Origin of the sequence: Marinitoga sp. 1154, from assembly GCF_013363285.1 — a bacterium.
Classification (GTDB): domain Bacteria; phylum Thermotogota; class Thermotogae; order Petrotogales; family Petrotogaceae; genus Marinitoga.
The window spans coordinates 48,920-67,668 of sequence record NZ_LBFB01000007.1 but is presented as its reverse complement, the minus strand read 5'-3'; the positions used below and the strand labels follow the sequence as shown (position 1 = coordinate 67,668).

The 18,749-nt window shown below is 27.3% G+C and carries 18 protein-coding genes; 13 read left to right on the top strand and 5 right to left on the bottom strand.

Annotated elements, in window-relative coordinates; translation table 11 throughout:
• Positions 1-69: 69 nt before the first annotated feature.
• The 12 genes from XO12_RS04930 to XO12_RS04870 all read left to right on the top strand — a co-directional run bounded on the left by XO12_RS04930 (position 70) and on the right by XO12_RS04870 (position 12,418).
• Positions 70-942 carry a hypothetical protein gene (locus tag XO12_RS04930; RefSeq protein ID WP_047266140.1) on the top strand — a complete coding sequence of 291 codons (873 nt, stop codon included), beginning with the start codon at positions 70-72 and terminating at the stop codon, positions 940-942.
• Positions 943-1,016: 74 nt separating this feature from the next.
• Entirely contained in the window at positions 1,017-1,676 is a 660-nt protein-coding gene (gene fsa, locus XO12_RS04925) for a fructose-6-phosphate aldolase (RefSeq protein ID WP_047266139.1), read from the top strand.
• A gap of 87 nt (positions 1,677-1,763) precedes the next feature.
• Positions 1,764-2,351 (top strand): hypothetical protein, encoded by a 588-nt coding sequence (locus XO12_RS04920; protein WP_047266138.1) that lies wholly within the window; start codon positions 1,764-1,766, stop codon positions 2,349-2,351.
• The gene (locus XO12_RS04915) at positions 2,351-3,181 is read left to right on the top strand and encodes a hypothetical protein (protein ID WP_175419776.1); all 831 of its coding nucleotides are present in this window, start codon (positions 2,351-2,353) and stop codon (positions 3,179-3,181) included. The genes XO12_RS04920 and XO12_RS04915 overlap by 1 nt, the downstream gene beginning before the upstream one ends.
• On the top strand, positions 3,129-4,145 hold the full coding sequence (gene pheS, locus XO12_RS04910; RefSeq protein WP_156166160.1) for a phenylalanine--tRNA ligase subunit alpha: 1,017 nt from the start codon (positions 3,129-3,131) through the stop codon (positions 4,143-4,145). Before XO12_RS04915 ends, pheS begins: the two co-directional genes overlap by 53 nt.
• Positions 4,146-4,158: 13 nt before the next feature.
• The gene (gene pheT / locus XO12_RS04905; RefSeq protein ID WP_175419775.1) at positions 4,159-6,519 is read left to right on the top strand and encodes a phenylalanine--tRNA ligase subunit beta; all 2,361 of its coding nucleotides are present in this window, start codon (positions 4,159-4,161) and stop codon (positions 6,517-6,519) included.
• 64 nt (positions 6,520-6,583) lie between these two features.
• Positions 6,584-6,874, top strand: a complete 291-nt coding sequence (gene flgM, locus XO12_RS04900) for a flagellar biosynthesis anti-sigma factor FlgM (protein WP_175419774.1) — start codon at positions 6,584-6,586, stop codon at positions 6,872-6,874.
• Position 6,875: 1 nt separating this feature from the next.
• A complete protein-coding gene (gene flgN, locus XO12_RS04895; RefSeq protein WP_175419773.1) occupies positions 6,876-7,355 on the top strand; it encodes a flagellar export chaperone FlgN in 480 nt (159 codons plus the stop codon).
• Positions 7,356-7,364: 9 nt separating this feature from the next.
• Positions 7,365-10,286 carry a flagellar hook-associated protein FlgK gene (gene flgK / locus XO12_RS04890; RefSeq protein WP_175419772.1) on the top strand — a complete coding sequence of 974 codons (2,922 nt, stop codon included), beginning with the start codon at positions 7,365-7,367 and terminating at the stop codon, positions 10,284-10,286.
• Between the two features lie 4 nt (positions 10,287-10,290).
• Positions 10,291-11,187 (top strand): flagellar hook-associated protein FlgL, encoded by an 897-nt coding sequence (flgL, locus tag XO12_RS04885; protein WP_175419771.1) that lies wholly within the window; start codon positions 10,291-10,293, stop codon positions 11,185-11,187.
• Between the two features lie 14 nt (positions 11,188-11,201).
• Complete coding sequence (fliW, locus tag XO12_RS11615) at positions 11,202-12,182, top strand: flagellar assembly protein FliW (protein ID WP_368493427.1); 981 nt, start codon at positions 11,202-11,204, stop codon at positions 12,180-12,182.
• A 2-nt stretch (positions 12,183-12,184) separates the two neighbouring features.
• Positions 12,185-12,418: a carbon storage regulator gene (locus XO12_RS04870; RefSeq protein ID WP_047266132.1), complete on the top strand. Its 234-nt coding sequence runs from the start codon at positions 12,185-12,187 to the stop codon at positions 12,416-12,418.
• 38 nt (positions 12,419-12,456) lie between these two features.
• Here the strand turns inward: XO12_RS04870 and tsaB are convergent, their stop codons facing one another.
• On the bottom strand, positions 12,457-13,140 hold the full coding sequence (gene tsaB / locus XO12_RS04865) for a tRNA (adenosine(37)-N6)-threonylcarbamoyltransferase complex dimerization subunit type 1 TsaB (RefSeq protein WP_047266131.1): 684 nt from the start codon (positions 13,138-13,140) through the stop codon (positions 12,457-12,459).
• 29 nt (positions 13,141-13,169) lie between these two features.
• On the opposite strand from tsaB, the gene XO12_RS04860 reads away from it, so the two are divergent.
• A complete protein-coding gene (locus tag XO12_RS04860; protein ID WP_175419770.1) occupies positions 13,170-13,709 on the top strand; it encodes a metal-dependent hydrolase in 540 nt (179 codons plus the stop codon).
• On the opposite strand, the gene XO12_RS04855 is transcribed toward XO12_RS04860, so the two are convergent.
• From XO12_RS04855 to XO12_RS04840, 4 genes are read right to left on the bottom strand one after another with little or no spacing between them, the layout of a single operon-like run.
• Positions 13,694-15,064, bottom strand: a complete 1,371-nt coding sequence (locus tag XO12_RS04855; RefSeq protein ID WP_175419769.1) for a M48 family metallopeptidase — start codon at positions 15,062-15,064, stop codon at positions 13,694-13,696. The genes XO12_RS04860 and XO12_RS04855 overlap by 16 nt on opposite strands.
• A gap of 1 nt (position 15,065) precedes the next feature.
• Positions 15,066-16,079 (bottom strand): AI-2E family transporter, encoded by a 1,014-nt coding sequence (locus XO12_RS04850; protein WP_047266128.1) that lies wholly within the window; start codon positions 16,077-16,079, stop codon positions 15,066-15,068.
• A 1-nt stretch (position 16,080) separates the two neighbouring features.
• Positions 16,081-17,064 carry an asparaginase gene (locus XO12_RS04845; protein ID WP_047266127.1) on the bottom strand — a complete coding sequence of 328 codons (984 nt, stop codon included), beginning with the start codon at positions 17,062-17,064 and terminating at the stop codon, positions 16,081-16,083.
• Between the two features lie 2 nt (positions 17,065-17,066).
• A complete protein-coding gene (locus XO12_RS04840) occupies positions 17,067-18,344 on the bottom strand; it encodes a transcription antitermination factor NusB (protein WP_047266126.1) in 1,278 nt (425 codons plus the stop codon).
• Positions 18,345-18,749: the final 405 nt, after the last annotated feature.

The following is an 18,749-nucleotide window of genomic DNA, read 5'->3' as shown; positions in this document are numbered from 1 at the left end:
TTTTTTTAAATTAAATATTTTTATATAATAGACGATAAGATAATGAGAACTTTCCAAGGAGGGGTGCATATGAAAAAGGATTTTGTATTATTTCTTATATTACTGCTATCTGGTTTCATTTTTTCTGAAACATATTATGTCATAGGAAATATGGTATATAAAGGCTCATCAAACTCCAACCAAACTGGATACGAACTTAAATATTTTTCACCGGAAAAAGAGATTCAGGAAATTTCAGACAAAAGAATCATAATTATAAAAGATGGAATAAAAGATTCAATAAATTCAATGTATCAAAAAGAAGGTAATATGAACATAAAATCTTCGGATGAAATAATTGTTGATGGAAATTTTATTAAAACAAAAACTACTCTTAAATTATTTGAAAAATCTCACCTATTTAAATATTTTATGCCTAAAGATTTCAAATATTGGAAAATTGGAGGAAGACAAGAAGGTACAAACTATATGGGCTTAGATACACTAAACAACACAATCTGGTATAAAATCCATAAAACGGGGTATTCAGAAAACACATTATATAAAGATTTCGAATTACCATATGGAATTAATTCTTTCGTAGATTTTTCTTCTGAAATAGCGGGATTGGTAACGAAAAGTAAGGTTTTACCAGAAAAAACATACAGCGCTGCAGGGATTATTTTTTCATTTTTAAATAAAGATAAAAAAAATATCGATAAATTTTCTTTTGTTTGGAGTTCATCTCAATATCCATTTAAAGAGCATGTTTGGATAAATCCTATGCCTTTAACTAATAATAGCGATTTTCATATCTCTTTTAATATTAAAGATATAACTGATAATAAAGATGTAAAATACATTAGAATAATCTTCTGGACTTTTGGCAGTGATCCTTATAAAACTTTAACAGCAAATTTATGGATAAGAAATGTTAAAATAAATCTATCAAAAGCAAAATGAGGCAATTAAATTGCCTCATTTGTTTTTTTATGATATAATATTAATAAACAAGATTTATATATGGAGGCGATATTATGAAGTTTTTTTTGGATACTGCAAATATTGAACAAATAAAGATTGCAATGAATTGGGGTATTATTGATGGAGTTACTACAAACCCAACCTTAGTTTCAAAAGAAGGTAATATAGATTTTGAAACAAGGGTAAAAGAAATTTGTAATGTTGTAAAAGGACCTGTTAGTGCTGAAGTGACGTCAATGGATTATAAAAATATGGTAAAAGAAGCAAGACATTTAGCTTCATTAAGTGAATATGTTGTTGTAAAAATACCAATGACACAGGACGGTATAAAAGCTGTTAAAACTTTATCTTCCGAAAACATAAAAACAAATGTAACTCTTGTTTTCAGCCCACTTCAAGCTTTATTAGCCGCAAAAGCAGGGGCTACATATGTTAGTCCGTTTATTGGTAGAATTGATGATGTTGGAAATCAGGGACTTGATTTAATAGAAGAAATTATTCAAATCTATTATAATTATGATTTTGATACACAAATCATTGCTGCAAGTATCAGACATCCATATCATGTTGTTGAAGTAGCAAAAATGGGATGTGATGTTGCTACTATTCCTTTTAATGTATTAGAAAAATTATTTTTCCACCCTTTAACAGACAAAGGAATAAAAAGATTTAACGAAGATTGGAAGAAATATCTAGAATTAAAACATAAATAATTAAAAAATTTATTTAATACAAGATTTAAAGGTATTGGAATTTATAATTTTTTAAATTTCATACCAATTTAACGGAGATGGCGTATTATGTCTGATATTATGCTTAAAATTAAAAATTCCAAAATTGAATTTCCAGATATAGAATTACTTAGCGGAGAAAAAATAGGTATTTATACAGAGAGAATTACTAACACAATTAATAATTTAATAAAAATAATTATTAAACCTAAAAAATATACTGACGAGTATATTCTGGAAGGAATGAATGCTGAAGAACTTTCATATTTTAGTAGAAGAATTTTTCATATTATTTCTCTGGAATTATGGAAAGAAAAAGATATACTTCAATTATTAAAAAATAAGCAAGACAGTAGAAAAATAACAATTATTTCTGTTGACAAAAAAGATTTAAAAATTGATACTATATCGGAAATATCCAGATACATAGAAAATAAATTGTCTGATGAAAATATTTTAATTATTACTAATTCCAAAGATTTATTGGAAGCAATTTGTGATAAAGTTATTGATGAAAATGGAAATCCTATAGATTTTGAAGATGGTATTTATATTAAAAGACTTGATAATTTAGAAACATTTAATAGTATAGAAGAAATTGATGGAAAATATATTCCTATAATTTTTAAAAAAAGAATATTGAATGTGAGGGAATAATGAAAACAAAAATAAGTATATTTATCTCTTTATTTTTATCGTTTATTATTTTTCTTTCACTATCACAAATGATGTTTAATTATATTTTTCAAAATGAGCCATATTTTTATTATGGCTCTTTCCCTATTGAAAATAAAAATTTGATGTTCTCAAAAACTTTTCCACAGCAAGCTAAAGCTGTTTTAGTTTTGGAAGATGATATTTTAAAAGTATATTTACCAAAAGATAATGAGTATTTTGATTTAATTCTAAAAGATATAAAATCATTTTTATATGATATCTCGATAAAACTTAATAAAATAGTAAAACCTTATTTTATAGAAAAAAAGAATTTAAAATTTCCAGATATATATGATTATTATATAAAAATATTAAGAAGTGTATTTTACTCTGTAATATTTTTTAGCGGATGGATGTTTTCGCTTTTTGACAAAAATAATTTAAAATTATTTTTTTTGCATTATTATAAAGAAATTTCTATAAGATTTTTAATTTTCTTATCTGCAATTATACTATATTTGATACCAATTTTTTTCTTTTTTTCTAATTATAATATATTTTTATCCAGTTTAATATATGCTTTAAGTGCTATATTCATAGTTTCTATATTTGAAAATATATATTTAAATCTATTTATGTATATTGTATTTGGAATAATTAATTTTGATAATATAATTATTTCAAATAAGATATATTTGATAATTTTATTTTTAACTCTTTTAATTAATTTTATTTTTAACTATATATCAATTTTTATAACCAGGGAGGCTGCTAAAATTGAACGAAATAAAAGAAAAGATTTTAGAGGAATTGAAAGAAAAATTAAATGACATTTCTAATATTCAGGAATTTCAGGTATTAAAATCTAGATTTTTAGGTAAAAAAGGTGAAATTTCAAACTTAATGAAACAAATATCTAAAATTGAAAAGGAGAAAAGAAAAGAATTCGGCGCTTTTGTAAATAGTATAAAAAAAGAGGCTGAAGAATTATTGAATAATGCATTTTTAGATTTAAAAAACAAAATAAAAGAAGAAGAAGAAATGAAAAATTGGGTAGATATTACATTACCAGGCGCTAAAAGAAAAATTGGATATGAACATATACTAAAGCAAACAATAAGGGAAATTTATGATATTTTCTCTGCAATGGGATATAAAATTGTAGAAGGACCTGAAATTGAAACAACATGGCATAATTTTGATGCATTGAATACGCCAGAATGGCACCCTGCAAGAGATATGCAGGATACCTTTTATATAGAGGACAATATAATTTTAAGAACACATACTTCTCCTGTTCAGGTTAGAACTATGTTATCTCAAAAACCACCATTAGCAATAATTTCTCCTGGAAGAGTTTATAGAAAAGATGAGCCTGATGCTACACATTCTCCGGCATTTAATCAGGTAGAAGGCTTATATATTGATAAAAATGTAACGGTAGGGCATTTAAAGGCTACATTAGAGAGATTTTTAACTATGTATTTTGGTGGTTCGAGAAAAGTATTATTAAGACCAAGTTATTTCCCTTTCGTAGAACCCGGATATGAAGTAGATGTGGATTGTATGTTCTGTGGCGGAAAAGGGTGTAATGTATGTAAAGGTACAGGCTGGATAGAAATTTTAGGAGCAGGACTTGTTCATCCAAATGTATTAAAAAATGTAGGTTATGATCCTGAACAATGGCAGGGATTTGCTTTTGGAACGGGAGTAGAAAGAATCGCAATGCTAAAACACGGAATTTCTGATATGAGAGAATTTTATAGAAATGATATGAGATTTTTAGGATTATAAGGAGGAATTTGCAGTGAAAATATCAAGAAATTGGCTTTCTGAATATATAGATTTAACGGTTGATACCAATGAACTGGTAGATAAAATTAAGTTACATTCTACAAATGTTGAAGGTGTTGAAACATTAGGTAACGGCATTAAAGGAGTAATTGTTGGAAAAGTTTTAGAAATTGAAAATCATCCAAATGCTGATAGAATAATAATTTGTAAAGTAGATGTTGGAGATAAATTATTGCAAATATTAACAGCTGATAAATCAGTAAAGGTAAATGATTTAGTACCTGTAGCTATAGATGGTGCTATACTGGCAGGAAATTTTAAAATTAAATCAAGGAAAATGAGAGGTATAATGTCTGAAGGGATGATGTGTTCTTTAGAAGAATTAGGTTTAGAAGAAAAATCTGAATATGTTTATAAAATACCTGAAAACATAGAACCAGGAACAGATTTTATAAATTATTTGAAATTAAAAGATGATATAATAGATATAGAAGTTTTTCCAAATAGACCAGATTTGTTGTCCTATTTTGGTGTTGCTAATGAATTCATAGCTATAAATGTAGCAAAAAATTTTGGATATCCAGAAATTTTAAATTTGGAAAAAGGAAATGGGTTTCCTGTACATATCGAATATGATGGATGTAAAAGGTATGCTGCATTAGTTATGGAAAATGTTGAAGTGAAACCATCACCCTCATGGCTGGTAAAAAAATTAGCAACAGCTGGTATTAGAAGTATTAACAATATAGTTGATATAACCAATTATGTTTTGCTTGAAACAGGACATCCCGTACACGCATTTGATTTAGATTTAATAGGTGAAAAAATCATTGTTAGAAAAGCAAATAAAGGTGAAAAAATTGTATTACTTGATGAAAAAGAATACGAAATGAATGGAACAGAAACTTTAATTACAGATGGCGAAAAAATATTGGCATTAGGTGGAATTATGGGAGGCCAGGATTCAGGTATTAATGAAAATACAAAAAGAATTTTATTGGAAGTTGCTTATTTTGATCCTGTAAATATAAGAAAAAGCGCAAGGTATCATAAAATATCTTCTGATTCTTCGTATAGATTTGAAAGAGGCGTAGATCCAAATGATACAGAATTTGTGATGGGACGATTAGCTTATCTAATTCAAAAATTAGCTAATGGGGAAGTAAAATCAGTTATGACAGATATATATCCTGAAAAAATAAATAAAAAGAAAGTATACATAAGAAAAACCTATCTTGAAGAAAGATTAGGGATTTCTATCGCTGATGAAGATATAAACAATATTTTAAATAGATTGGGATTTGATTCAGAAAAAGATAATAAAGGTTTTAATGTAACTATTCCAACAAAAAGACCTGATATTACAGAAGAAATAGACCTTATTGAAGAAATAGGAAGAATTTATGGATACCACAATATTCCATCGCAACTACCAATTAATAATTTAGTTGGCGGAGTTTCAAATTATATACACTTCAGAGAAAAATTATCAGAAATAATGAGATTAAATGGTTTTAATGAAGCTTTCACATTCGCATTTATGGATAACTCAAGAATGTGGTTAAAAAAAGGAGAAGTATTTTTAAAAAATCCAATATCCTCAGAATTAGGAACCATGCGATCTTTACTCGTATATGGTATTTTAGAATCCGCATCTTACAATTTCAGAAACCAAAATAGAAATATTAAATTATTTGAAATAGGAAAAAACTTCTTAAAAGATGAAAGTAGCGAAACTGGTGTAAAAGAAGTTGAAAAACTGGCTTTTATTGCTATCGGAGAAGAAAATCCTTATGATTATACCGATAAAAGATATATTTCTTTTTATACATTTAAAGGTTCTCTGGATAATTTATTCGAATATTTTGGAATTGAAGCTGAATTTAAAAGAGAGAATATAGAAGGTTTGTCTTATTCACAAAGTGCAAATATTTATATTAAGGGTGAATATATTGGGTTTATTGGAAAAATTGACAACGATATAGCTAAAGATATATATGATATAAATCAACCTGTTTATATTTCAGAAATAGATATAGAAAAATTATATAAATTCAAACATATGAAAAAAAATAAGGTTGTATTAACTGAATATCCATCCATGCGAAGAGATTACTCAATATTAATTGACAATAAAATTACTTTTTTAGACATAAAAAATATTATATTAAAAACTGGAAAAAAATTAGTTGAGGAAATTAAAATTTTTGATATATATAAGGGGAAAAATATAGATGAAGGAAAATTAAGTTTAACAATAACTGTTACATACAGAGCTAAAGATAGAACTCTAACAGACGATGAAGTAAATGTAATTGCTAAAAAAACAATAGAGGAATTACATGATAAATTGAATATTCAAGTAAGAATTTAATATTAATATCTGGCATTTTTTCGACGATATATATTATGACTAGGATTATTTCGGAGGTGTAATTATGGATATAAATAAACTGAACAGCGTATATCAGCAATATGTAAAAAACGAAACGATAAAAAGAGAAAATAAAATAGGGAAAACCTCCAATGAAAGTAGAATAATAAACCAGGATAATTCTCCTGTAAAGGTATCAGTTGACGGCTCTTCAAAAAAATATATAGAAATGGCCAGGAATGATATCCCTGAAATAAGGGAAAACCTCGTGGATGAGTTGCGCCAGGCCATTGAGAAGGGATTATATAAAATAGACGCTGATAAAATAGCTGAAAAAATGCTTGGAGGGTACTAATATGCCAGATATTAATATAAAACAAATAATCCACGAGGAGTTGAATATCCTCGTGGATCTTTTTTATTTTATGGAAAAATTAAAAAATGGGATTTTAAATAATGAAGATGTTAAATCATTGAATTACCATTTATCTAAAATAAGCGAAAAGGCTCTGGAATTATCAAAATTAGAAAAACAAAGAATTAGAATATTTGAAGAAACATCAAAAATGTACAATTTAAAAAACACTTTAAATGCATTTATTGATTTTTTTTCTAAAACAGACAGAGAAGTATCAGATGAACTAAAGAAAATGTCTGAAATTCTTCTTGATATTTCCAGCACAAATGAAACGTTAAAAGAATTATTAAAGACCAAACTGGAATACAACGATATATTAATAAAATTATATAAAGAACCTAATAATATACCCGTTTATAACAAAAATGGTGGATATAAGAATCTAATACCAAATAGCGGGGCTAATTGGCAAGGTTGAGGTGGTTTTATGTCATTATTTAATACTTTACACACAGGAATGTCGGGAATTTTCTCAAATAAAAGAGCTATGAATGTTGTATCACAAAATATTGCCAACGTGAACAATCCTGACTACTCAAGAAGACAGGTTAATATTTCTACAAATACCACCATTAATTATGGTGGATTTGAGCTTGGAACAGGCTCTAAAATAGAATCAATAGAAAGAGTACGGGATAAATTTCTTGATGTTCAATATAGAAAATACAATAGTGACTATGGATATTGGAAAACAATGAATTCAAATTTAAATTATATACAATCTCTTTATAACGAGCCTTCAGAAGATGGATTTAGAAAATCATTTGATGAATTCTGGGGATCAATTCATAAAATATTATCCGAACCAACAGTTCCGGAAAATAAAAGAGAACTTATATATAAAGCTCAGGAATTATCAAATAAAATGAATAGTTTATACTCAGATATAGAAAATATTCAACAAAATTTAAATAATGATATTAATACTATAACAAAAGAAATAAATTCAAAACTCAAAGAATTATCCAATTTAAATAGTCAAATAAAAGAATTAAAAGCACAAAATATAGAAGCTAATGATTTACTTGATAAAAGAGATAAATTGCTTGATGATTTATCAGAAAAGCTAAACTTTACCTTTAAAGAGAAAAAGGATGGACAAATAAATATTTTTCTAAAAAATCATGAAATACTGAATGGAAGTATATATAAAAAATTAAAAATTAAAGAAATTAACGATAAAAATTATATTTTTGTGGATAATGGGAAAATAGATGTAAAAAGCGGAACATTAGGAGCTACATTCGAATTAAGAGATAACGTTATAAACAGTCAATTAAATAGATTAAATGAATTAGCGGCAACTTTTTATGATACATTAAATCTAATACATGAAGAAGGTTATGATTTAACTGGAACAATAAAAGGTATGAATTTTTTTGAAGAAATACAATCAGGAAATCTTAGTACAGATAAATTAAGAAGAATAGCGGGAAATATTCTGTTAAGCGGAGAGCCTAAAAATTATGTTGATAGCTATATTAAATTTAATCAAAATACAATAAACAACATAAAGGTTAATTTCGATATTGGCTCTGGTGAGTTAATAAATATAGAAAATGGGTTTGAAGATAATACTGATTATACAGCTACAATAAATAGTGGAGAAACCCTTGATAGTTTAAATACCGGAAATAAATTCAGAGCCGATTTTAATTACAAATATAGCACTCAAAATGGTGGATTATTAACTTTTTCAAATGAAGGAGGAGCCTCTCTCGATAATAGGTTAATAATAGATTTTAATAGAAATGTTTTCAAACAACTGGGACTTCCGACGAAAGATATTGAAGCTTTAAAATGGACAGATATCCCAACATCAAATACTCAGGGAATAATGACATTTAAAGGACCGGGAAATTATTCTGAAACTCTTGATTTAACAGGCGTAACTTCATTAAACGATATAGCTCAAAGGATAAACACAGATTCTGATGGTGATGGTAATACTGATGGTGGATTAAAACTGGTAAGAGCTTTTGTTAGAAATAACGAATTATATATAGTACCAACAGATAAAGCTTATACAGATATGAAAAATGTGATTATAGACGATCCAAATGGAATGCTACATGAAATGAATTCCAATTCAGTTGATTTATCTGTACTGGATGCATCTCAAAATTCTCTTAAAAATTCATTTGGCTTATATGCATATAAAACAAAAAGTTTTGATTTATCCTCTTATCAACCGACAGATAATGTAAATATAACAATAAATTATAAAGATTCTACTCCACAATTCGCAACTACTATACAAAAAAACTCTTTAAACAATAGCACTATAGGCACAAATAATGAATTTCAGATAATACAAAATGGAGAAGAATTCGAAATATTACCTGGTGCTGATGGCAATACGTTTAGCTGGAACAACATTGATAGTATAGAAATAAAAATAGGTTCAAATTCAATAAAGTTAGAAAATTTCTATTATGACGAAAATTCTGCAGCAAATAAATTAGTATCTCAGGGATGGGCAACAGATACTCAAAGTGCTAAATTGACTCTAAAATCTGATAAAAATTTAAAATGGAGAATGAATTTTCTTGATTTTGGTTCTTTTATTTCTATTCAGGGAAAAAAGGTTCAAATAGATTTTCATAGAGACTCTTTACAGAGTTTAACAGAAAAAATAAACAATACAAATACAGGTGTTCTGGCATTTTATACACCGGGTGGAAGATTTGTTTTAAAAGCGGATAAAACACTTAATTATGATTTAAAAAATGCAGAAATTAAGGGTCCCGAAAGATTATTCGAATTGCTTGGATTATGGAAACATGAAAATTCACAGGATTATTCAGAAAACTTCACCTTACTAAACCCAGATTTCAGTACTAATACGCTTGAAGATAAATTAAAATACACGTCTAAATTCATTTTGGGCAATGGTGTGGATATGGCTAAAAACCTAAAGGTTAAAGATTATTTATTGAACAATCCTGATATGCTGGCTATGGATTTAGGTAAAAGAATAGATTCAGATAATGATGGTGATATCGATACCGTTATTCCATCAGGTGAGCATTCATCAACTCTCTGGGAAGATGGATATTTATTAAAAAGCGTAAAGATTTTTTCAGATGGAAGACATGATTTTGATGATTATATTTCAGATATGATAACAGATGTTGGATTATCAGGAGAAAAAGCTAAAAGAATGGAAATAAATAGCGATAGTTTAAGAACAGAATTTTTAAATCAACGTGAGAGCGTAAAAGGTGTTTCTCTGGATGAAGAAATGACAAATATGATAAAATATCAACAGGCTTTTAATGCTGCAGCTAAAGTAATTAATGTTGTTGACGGAATGCTAGACAGAATAATTAATGGATTGATGAGGTGATTTTATGAGAATTACTCAAAGCATGATAGCAAATAATGCTTTAAAAAATATAAGGAATTCTTATATAAGAAGAGAAGAATTAAGTGAGCAAATAAGTACAGGTAAAACTGTAAATAGACCATCCGATGATCCAACAAAAGCTGGAAAATCGAGTTATTTAATGAGTCGAAATAGATTACTAAATGAATACATAGATGATATAAAAAACACACGTTCAGTACTTGTTTATTACGATACAGCATTACAGGAAATGCAAAATGTCAATCATCGTATAAAAGAATTAACCGTTCAGGCTGCCAATGACACGCAAACTGTTGAAGATAGAAATCATATTGCTCTTGAATTAAAACAATTAAAAGAACATCTTTATAAACTCGCCAATACACAAATTGGAGGAAAGTATATTTTCGGTGGTGCAAAAACTAATGTTCCTCCTGTTAGAAAAGAAAATGAAAGTGTAGTTATTAATATTCCTCAGGAAGCGAATATAAGAGCCAAACTTCCTATTGAACATATAGACATAGAATATGGCGTAACAGTTTATGATGTTTTTAAAACAGATTCGGGTGAAACTGTATTTGGTATATTGGATAGACTTATAAATTCCGTAGAAAAAGGAAATAATGATGATATAGAACGCGATCTTGGATCACTTGATAATATACTGAATAAAGTAAATGCCAATCTTGCCAGAGTAGGAAGTGTTGATAATATGCTGGAATCTATGAAAAATAGATTTGAAAAGGTTGTAGACAACAATACAGATATTATAAACGAATTAATAGGAACAGATTTACCAAAAGCATTAAGTGATTTATCTCTGGAACAAACAACTTTGCAGGCAGCATTAAAAACAACTGCACAAATATTACCACAGTCCCTTGTGGACTTTATTAGATAGGGAGGAGATCAAAAGTGGCATTAAAAACATATAATACTCGAATTGGTGAAATCGAGGTAGAAGATAATGAAATCATTTATTTTGAAGATGGTATTCCCGGATTTGAAAATTTGAAAAAATTTGTTATATTTACCTTTCCAGAAACATATCCTATAATGTGGTTATTATCTTTAGAAGATGAACTTGTATCTTTTCCTATTATTGAACCTAAATTAATAAAAATAGACTATCAGGTTCAACTTCCTATTGAAATAGCTAAAAAATTAGATATAGAAAATATAAATGATGCCGCAGTTTTTGCAATAATGACAATACCTCATGAAAATCCGGAAAACGCTACTGTAAATCTAAAAGCACCTTTAATTATTTCTAAAAAAACAAATAAAGGAATACAATATATTTTAGACAATGAGGAATTATCTTTGAAACATATTATACGAGATGAAATTATAATAAGTCAGCAAATTCTTGAAAAACAGATAAAAGAAGTTTCTAAAATATCTAAAAAAACAAAAAATTTCAATACCAAATTTGGTGAATTGGAAATTTCTGATGACGAAATAATCACCTTTGAAAATGGAATTCCAGGGTTTGAAAATTTAAAGGAGTTCTACGTTTATTTTTCAAAGGATACATTTCCTATACAATGGTTAATTTCATTGGAAAATCCTGATATAACCTTCCCTATAATAGATCCAATATTGGTTAGAGCGGATTATTCATTTGAATTATCAAAAGACTTAGTCGAATATTTAAATATAAATAATCCAGAAGATGTTAAAATCTTTTCAATAATGACAATTCCTCATGGAGACCCTGATAATATTACCGTAAATCTAAAAGCACCTATAGTAATATCTAAAGTAAACAACAAAGGTATTCAAATTATTTTGGATAACGAACTATATCATCTAAAACATAATGTAAAAGAAGAAATAGAAAGAAGCAATGAAATTGTCAAAAAACAAGCACCTGATAATGAAAGGGGTGCATGATTATGTTAGTCTTATCAAGAAAAAATAATGAAGGTATTACTATAATGATAGAAGATAAAATTTTAAAGTTAAAGGTTTTATCCATCGAAGGATCGGTTATAAAATTGGGATTTGAAGGTCCAAAAGATTTCAAAATATATAGGGAAGAAGTATACAAAAGTATTATAGAAGAAAATATTTCAGCTACAAAGGTTAAAGATATTTCCCAGGTAAAGAAATTATTTGAAAAAAAATAGCCCTCAGGGCTATTTTTAATTAGATATTATAATTATTTTTAGTTATAAATATCTTTATTTATATTTACATTATTCTTTTTTTCAAAATTTTCAACTGCAAGTGGTTTTTGAAGATACAAAACTTTAAGATCTTCTGGTAAGACTGATAATTCTCTATTTTTTTCAATATAATTTACAAAAGATTTAGGAGATATATTCGCAATTTCTACCCGGTTATCCAGATTTAATTTTTCTTTGAAATATAAACTCTCTTCACCTAATAAAATTGTATCTTTTTTCAATAGAGCCGTTAAATCATCCAAATGAACAAGTTCTGGTCCAAAAGTACTTTTATTATTTTCAAATATATTTACATACGCAGCATCGACACGAGCCCTTTTTAAGATTGCTATCTGTTGAGATGAATTGTTATTCGTATTATAACTACTATACAGCAAATCTGTTGAAATAAGAGGAACAACCTTTTTCTTTTTCCTGAAGAGCAATCCCTGTATTGATGCTATTGAGATTCTTATACCTGTAAATGATCCTGGCCCTATTGTACAACCAAATAAATCTATATCATCTATGCATATATAATTTTCTTTTAAAACTGAATTTATCATTGAAATAATATAACTGCCGGAATTTTTTTCGAAATTTTCTTTATAATATATAGAATCATCTTTTTTCAATACAATCAAAACACCTTTATTGGAAGCATCTATACCTAATATATTCAAAATATCACCACCTGAAAGGAGAATAATGTATGCCAAATTTTAAAACACATATAATAACCGGAATTTTATTTTATCCAGTTTATTTTTTATTATATTCAGCAATTATGAATTTTTTTAACATTGAGTTTTATCAAAACGATACATTAATTTTAACAGCATTTTTTTTCTTTGTATTGGGTTCAGATTTGCCCGATGTCGACCATAATATGTCGTTGATAAACAAAGTATTCAGAATATTGTTAATTGGAGCAGGAATTTATTCTATATTCAAGATAGAAAAATATTATAATTTTCTTTCCTTTCTTTCAATAAATCTTTATTTAATAAAAACAATATATATTATAATAGGAATTATACTTGGATGGATTTTCGGTATTTTATTCAATCATATTACTAAACATAGAGGAAAATGGCATAGCCCATTTACTGGAATTTTGACTGGAATAATATTATATTTTCTTAAAACTTCAAATTATTATTCTGTTGATTATAAAACTTTATTCATTGCTTTATCTTTAACTACCGGATTTTTTATCCATCTGATTTTGGATTACTATTTTAAATCATGATTTTTTCTTTTGTTATGCGCTGTTTTATAAGCAATCATTGCTTTATCTATTTCATTTAATTCTTCTAAGATTCGGGCCATTAATATATAAGCTTTATAATCATCTGGATTTTTAATCAATATTTTTTCAACTACTTTTAATGCAACTTTATACATTTTCAAATTCATATAAAATTCAACACTTTTATATGAAACAACATTATAGGGAATATATAATACAAGCAATATTATCAAAATAATAACTATAGCTGGATAAATAATAAAACCTTTACTTTCTCCCTTTTCAGCAGATGTTGCCTTACTCGAAGTGGAAATATCTGATGTCTTTTGCTCTTTTGTATTTTGTAAAGTTGAATTTAATATTATTTTTTTCAAATTTGTGAGTTCTTTACTTATATTAGACGGTGATTTTTCAATTAAATCATCTAATTTATCTGGAATACTTTTAAATATTATCTTATTTGAACTTTCAATTCTTATACGTATGGTTTTGATAACTCCTTCTAATAATGTATATAACGTATTTTTTTCTATATTCAAATTTACCGTTTGATCGACTATATCTAAAACATTTAATGTAAAATCTAACAATTCTTCTGGTGAAATTATATATATATTAGAAGACAGTTCCCCTATTTTTGTTTTTAAATCAAAATATTTTTTTAATAATGAATATGTTTGCAATTCATTTGCGCTTATTACCCCCTGTTCTTTCAAAAAACTCAATAGTTTAAATGCTCCCATATAATTGTTTTCGTCTAAAAAATATGTTGAATTATTCAATATATTGTTAATATCCCGAATTTTAGACTTTGGAACAAATTTAACTATAAAGTTTTCCATATCTTTATCTAAAAAAACTGGGGATTTTATTGATTTATCAACCAGAATTTGTAAAAAACCCTCATAAGAAAAAGGGGTTATATATTTCTCAAGACCTTCTAATTTATATAAATTCTTATAAGAATTTAACTCCATAATCCCTGTTTCTAAAGTTCTTTTAACAATTAAAGGTATTTGTGGAAAAATTTTTAGAATTAATCCCGTTTCATCTTCATTTAATATGTTATTGTATAAACCTAAAGAACCACAAAATTTATTAAAATTTTCTTGAATTAGTGCTTCAAAAAATGGAGCATTTTTATAATTTTTATAAAAATACTTTTTTGCAGATAAAACTTCTCCAAGCACACCAATAGCAGGGTCATCAGGGTTTTCTGCAATATATTTAATGAATTCACCCCATGCTTGATTTAAAGTATCTGGCATTTTTGAAAGATTTTTAATATCTTCAATAGAAATAGAAAAAAGTATAATCGATAACACTAGAAAAAAAGAAACAAAAGTTTTTTTCATTTTAGCCCCTTTCAAGTTCTGGTTTTATATAAATTTGCCAGAAAACCTTTATTATCATAGCTGTCGGTACAGCAATTAAGGCCCCTGTTAGGCTTATAATTGAACCCAATATTAATAATGAAAAAATAGTAATAACTGGATTAATTCGACCATAATCTTTCATTATTGAAATAAATATAATAAATGCTATACCATGTATAACAGACATTATAAGCAAAAATAATAACATAGTTGTTAATCCACTTGAAACTCCGACTATAATCATAGGAATAAATTCTAAAACAACGCCTATAACAGGAATAAAATTTGTAACAGCTGCCCAAAAACTCAGTAATAACTGATATTTAATCCCTAAAAAAGACATTGCTAAAAAGGCTGAAACACCAACAAAGGCTGAAGCTAATAGCGTAGCAACAACATAATGTTCAATCTGATTAAACGTTTCATTGTAAAACTCATTTGCTGTTTTTCTCAAAGATTTCGGATAAAGATACTGTAATTTTTCTTTAAATGACTCAAAATAAAAACTAAAATATATAGTTCCGATAGTTAAGAAAAACAAAAAAGTGAAAGCTCTTTGACCATATGTTGGAATCAATTCAATAAAATTAGATAATAACTCTATTAACTTAGGTTGTAGTGAATTCATAAAATTTTCTATATTATCAACAATATTTTCTGGTTGATTTTGCAACAATACTTTCCATTGCGCTTTTTGAAAAAAGTCATTTAAAAAAACGACAAAATTGCTAATTTCTTTAATTACTGTTGGTATTAACAACACAAGTAATAAATATAAAAAGAATAAAGAACTAATAAGCGCTAGAATATTTGCAATTTTCATTGGAATTTTCAAACGATTCAATCCCTTGGCTATAAGATTTATAGCCAGAACAAAACCTATAGTAAAGATTATAATTGCAAAAACATCTCTTGAAATGAACGCTATACTTATAAATATTATAAAATAAACCGCAGAAAATAAAGCACCTTTTAAATTAGGGCTTAATTTCATTTTAATCAACTCCATTAAGTTCAAAATATTTTCTTAATTCTTCAATTTCGTTCGTAACCCCAAGAGCTACTGTCAATTTTATTCTTGCTTTTTGTCCTGAAACTTCATTTCCGAGTATTGCGCCTTTATTTTTCAAATCAGCTCCTCCACCATGATACCCATATACGCCTAAAACTCTTCCTTTAAAACATCTTGAAACAACAATAACAGGTATCTTTTTTTCCTTAACCAGCCATTCTATTTTATCAGCAACTTTTGGAGGAACATTTCCTCTTCCAAAACCTTCAATAACTACTCCTTTAAACTCAAGATCAGGTAAAACTTTCAAAATTGCTCCATCATCACCTGTATACGTTTTAATTAAAGCAACTTTATCCTCCACATCATTGGCATCAATATGCATTCTTAAAAGTGATTCTCTATAAAATATTACAGCATCTTCGTCAACAATACCCAGAGGCCCATACCCTGGAGAGTCAAAGGTTGCCACATTACTTGTATAAGTTTTTGTTACTTCTCTGGCAGAATGAATTTCGTCATTTAAACACACAAGAACTCCTTTATTCATAGCTTTTTTAGATGATGCGACTCGCACAGAAGAAATTAAATTCGCTGGTCCATCTGTACTTGGTTCATTCCAATTTCTCATAGCAGCTGTTAATACAACAGGTTTCCTTTCATTCAAAACTAAATCTAAAAAATATGCGGTTTCTTCAAGAGTATCAGTTCCATGAGTTATAACAACACCATTAATATCTTTGCGAGAAATAACTTTTTTTATAAATTTTGAAAGTTCAAACATAATTTTTGGTGTCATATGCGGACTTGGTATATTGGTAAATTCAATTAATTCAGTTTCAGCAATCTTTTTTAATTCAGGGATTTCGTTTAAATGTTTATTTCTTTCTTCAGAAGGTATTACCCCCAATAAAGGGTCATGAACCATAGCAATAGTTCCACCGGTGGTTATTATCGCAACTTTCATGTTTAACCCCTTTCTTTTATTTTAATTTTTGCCACATAAAATGGTATTAATGTATCATCAGGATAAAAATAATATCCAAAACCATCATAATAATTTTTTATATTATATTTATTCAAATCAATTTCTTCAAAGCTTATATTCGAAAACTTTTCGAATATATATTTCATAATTTTCGTATTCTCTTCTATCGAAATTGTACATGTAGAATATACAATTTCTCCATTGTTTTTAATCAAGTTACTAATAGCATTTTCCAATAATTTTATCTGAACATCTGAATATTTAATAAAATCTTTATTTGTAATTCTATGAAAGACTTCAGGATGAATTGAAGCCGTCCCTAAAGAAGAACACGGTGCATCAATAAGTATTTTATCATATTTTTCTTCATTATATTCAATGCCGGATATTAATTTTGTTTTAATTATATTAATTCCCAATCTTTGAATATTTGCTTCAATAAGTTCCAGCCTATCAATATCGATATCTAAAGCTACAATCTCTCCTTTATTATCTATCAACTGTGCCAGTTCTGTTGTCTTTCCTCCAGGAGCCGCACACATGTCCAGGACAGCTTCACCTGGATGAGGGTTTAAAATTAATGGAATAATTTGAGAACTTTCATGCTGAATATAAAAATAACCCTTTAAATATTCTTTTGTACTTTCAATTGGAAATTTTGGATTTTCAATAATAACTCCAAAAGGAGAATGAATTGTTGGTTTAATGGAGTATTCTGATAAATTTTTTATAAGATCATCTCGAGAAATTTTTAATGTATTTGTCCTTAAGGTAAGTGGATTAATTGAATAACTTTTTTTCAAGAATGCGTTGACATAATCTTCCGGAAAGTGTTCGTTCATATAGTCATATATCCATTTTGGAATTGAAAATTCTATCCATGGAGGCAAAATATAATCATCTTTTTTCCTCATAAGATTTTTAAGCGTAGCATTAACCAATCCTCTAACTTTTCTATTTTTCGCAACTTTAACCGTTTCATTTACAGCAACATAAGGCTTAAAACCATTTAGAATTTGATATGCCCCTAATCTCAATATCCATTTAGAAGCAGGTGGAATATTTTTATAATTTTTAATCAGTTTTTTTAAATAAAAGTCTATTTTCACAAGATTCCTTATAGTTCCCCATACAAGATTTTTTAATAACGCCATATCCTGATTTGAATAAATTTTAGTAAAATAATCAAAAGATTTTTGTGGAATATAATGCTTTTTATCAAATTCACGCAATAATAAATACGCGTCTTTTCTGACCATAAAATCACCTCTTTTTGTTATTATATCAGAGGTATATTACAGAATAAACAATTTCAAATTCAAATGTTTTTTCAAGTAATTATAATTTTATCGGAATAAATAGGAAATAATAATAACGAATCACAATCTTCGGCCAGGCGGTGAAAATTCTTAATCCTCATTAAATATTTGCTTACCGCTGTCGCTCAAACATTGCATCCATGCAATGGTTTCGCTCAAAAAAACGTCCTGTTTTTTTGACAGCTCACGCAAATATTTAACTCGGGAATTTTCAAGCCTTTTCTCAGATTATAATTCGTTATTATTATTAATCATATATAATTTATAATACATAAAATTTACAAACAATTATAAATAATTTTTATGACTATCATATTTTTTTAGAACTAATAACAAAATATTTCA

What these genes read in the sequence shown, in the direction of transcription:
- XO12_RS04870 (WP_047266132.1), top strand. Translation starts at nt 12,185, where the DNA reads ATGTTAGTCTTATCAAGAAAAAATAATGAAGGTATTACTATAATGATA.
- XO12_RS04930 (WP_047266140.1), top strand. Translation starts at nt 70, where the DNA reads ATGAAAAAGGATTTTGTATTATTTCTTATATTACTGCTATCTGGTTTC.
- XO12_RS04850 (WP_047266128.1), bottom strand. Translation starts at nt 16,079, where the DNA reads ATGAAATTAAGCCCTAATTTAAAAGGTGCTTTATTTTCTGCGGTTTAT.
- XO12_RS04845 (WP_047266127.1), bottom strand. Translation starts at nt 17,064, where the DNA reads ATGAAAGTTGCGATAATAACCACCGGTGGAACTATTGCTATGGTTCAT.
- XO12_RS04840 (WP_047266126.1), bottom strand. Translation starts at nt 18,344, where the DNA reads ATGGTCAGAAAAGACGCGTATTTATTATTGCGTGAATTTGATAAAAAG.
- XO12_RS04855 (WP_175419769.1), bottom strand. Translation starts at nt 15,064, where the DNA reads ATGAAAAAAACTTTTGTTTCTTTTTTTCTAGTGTTATCGATTATACTT.
- fsa (WP_047266139.1), top strand. Translation starts at nt 1,017, where the DNA reads ATGAAGTTTTTTTTGGATACTGCAAATATTGAACAAATAAAGATTGCA.
- flgM (WP_175419774.1), top strand. Translation starts at nt 6,584, where the DNA reads ATGGATATAAATAAACTGAACAGCGTATATCAGCAATATGTAAAAAAC.
- flgK (WP_175419772.1), top strand. Translation starts at nt 7,365, where the DNA reads ATGTCATTATTTAATACTTTACACACAGGAATGTCGGGAATTTTCTCA.
- flgL (WP_175419771.1), top strand. Translation starts at nt 10,291, where the DNA reads ATGAGAATTACTCAAAGCATGATAGCAAATAATGCTTTAAAAAATATA.
- XO12_RS04860 (WP_175419770.1), top strand. Translation starts at nt 13,170, where the DNA reads ATGCCAAATTTTAAAACACATATAATAACCGGAATTTTATTTTATCCA.
- XO12_RS04920 (WP_047266138.1), top strand. Translation starts at nt 1,764, where the DNA reads ATGTCTGATATTATGCTTAAAATTAAAAATTCCAAAATTGAATTTCCA.
- XO12_RS04915 (WP_175419776.1), top strand. Translation starts at nt 2,351, where the DNA reads ATGAAAACAAAAATAAGTATATTTATCTCTTTATTTTTATCGTTTATT.
- flgN (WP_175419773.1), top strand. Translation starts at nt 6,876, where the DNA reads ATGCCAGATATTAATATAAAACAAATAATCCACGAGGAGTTGAATATC.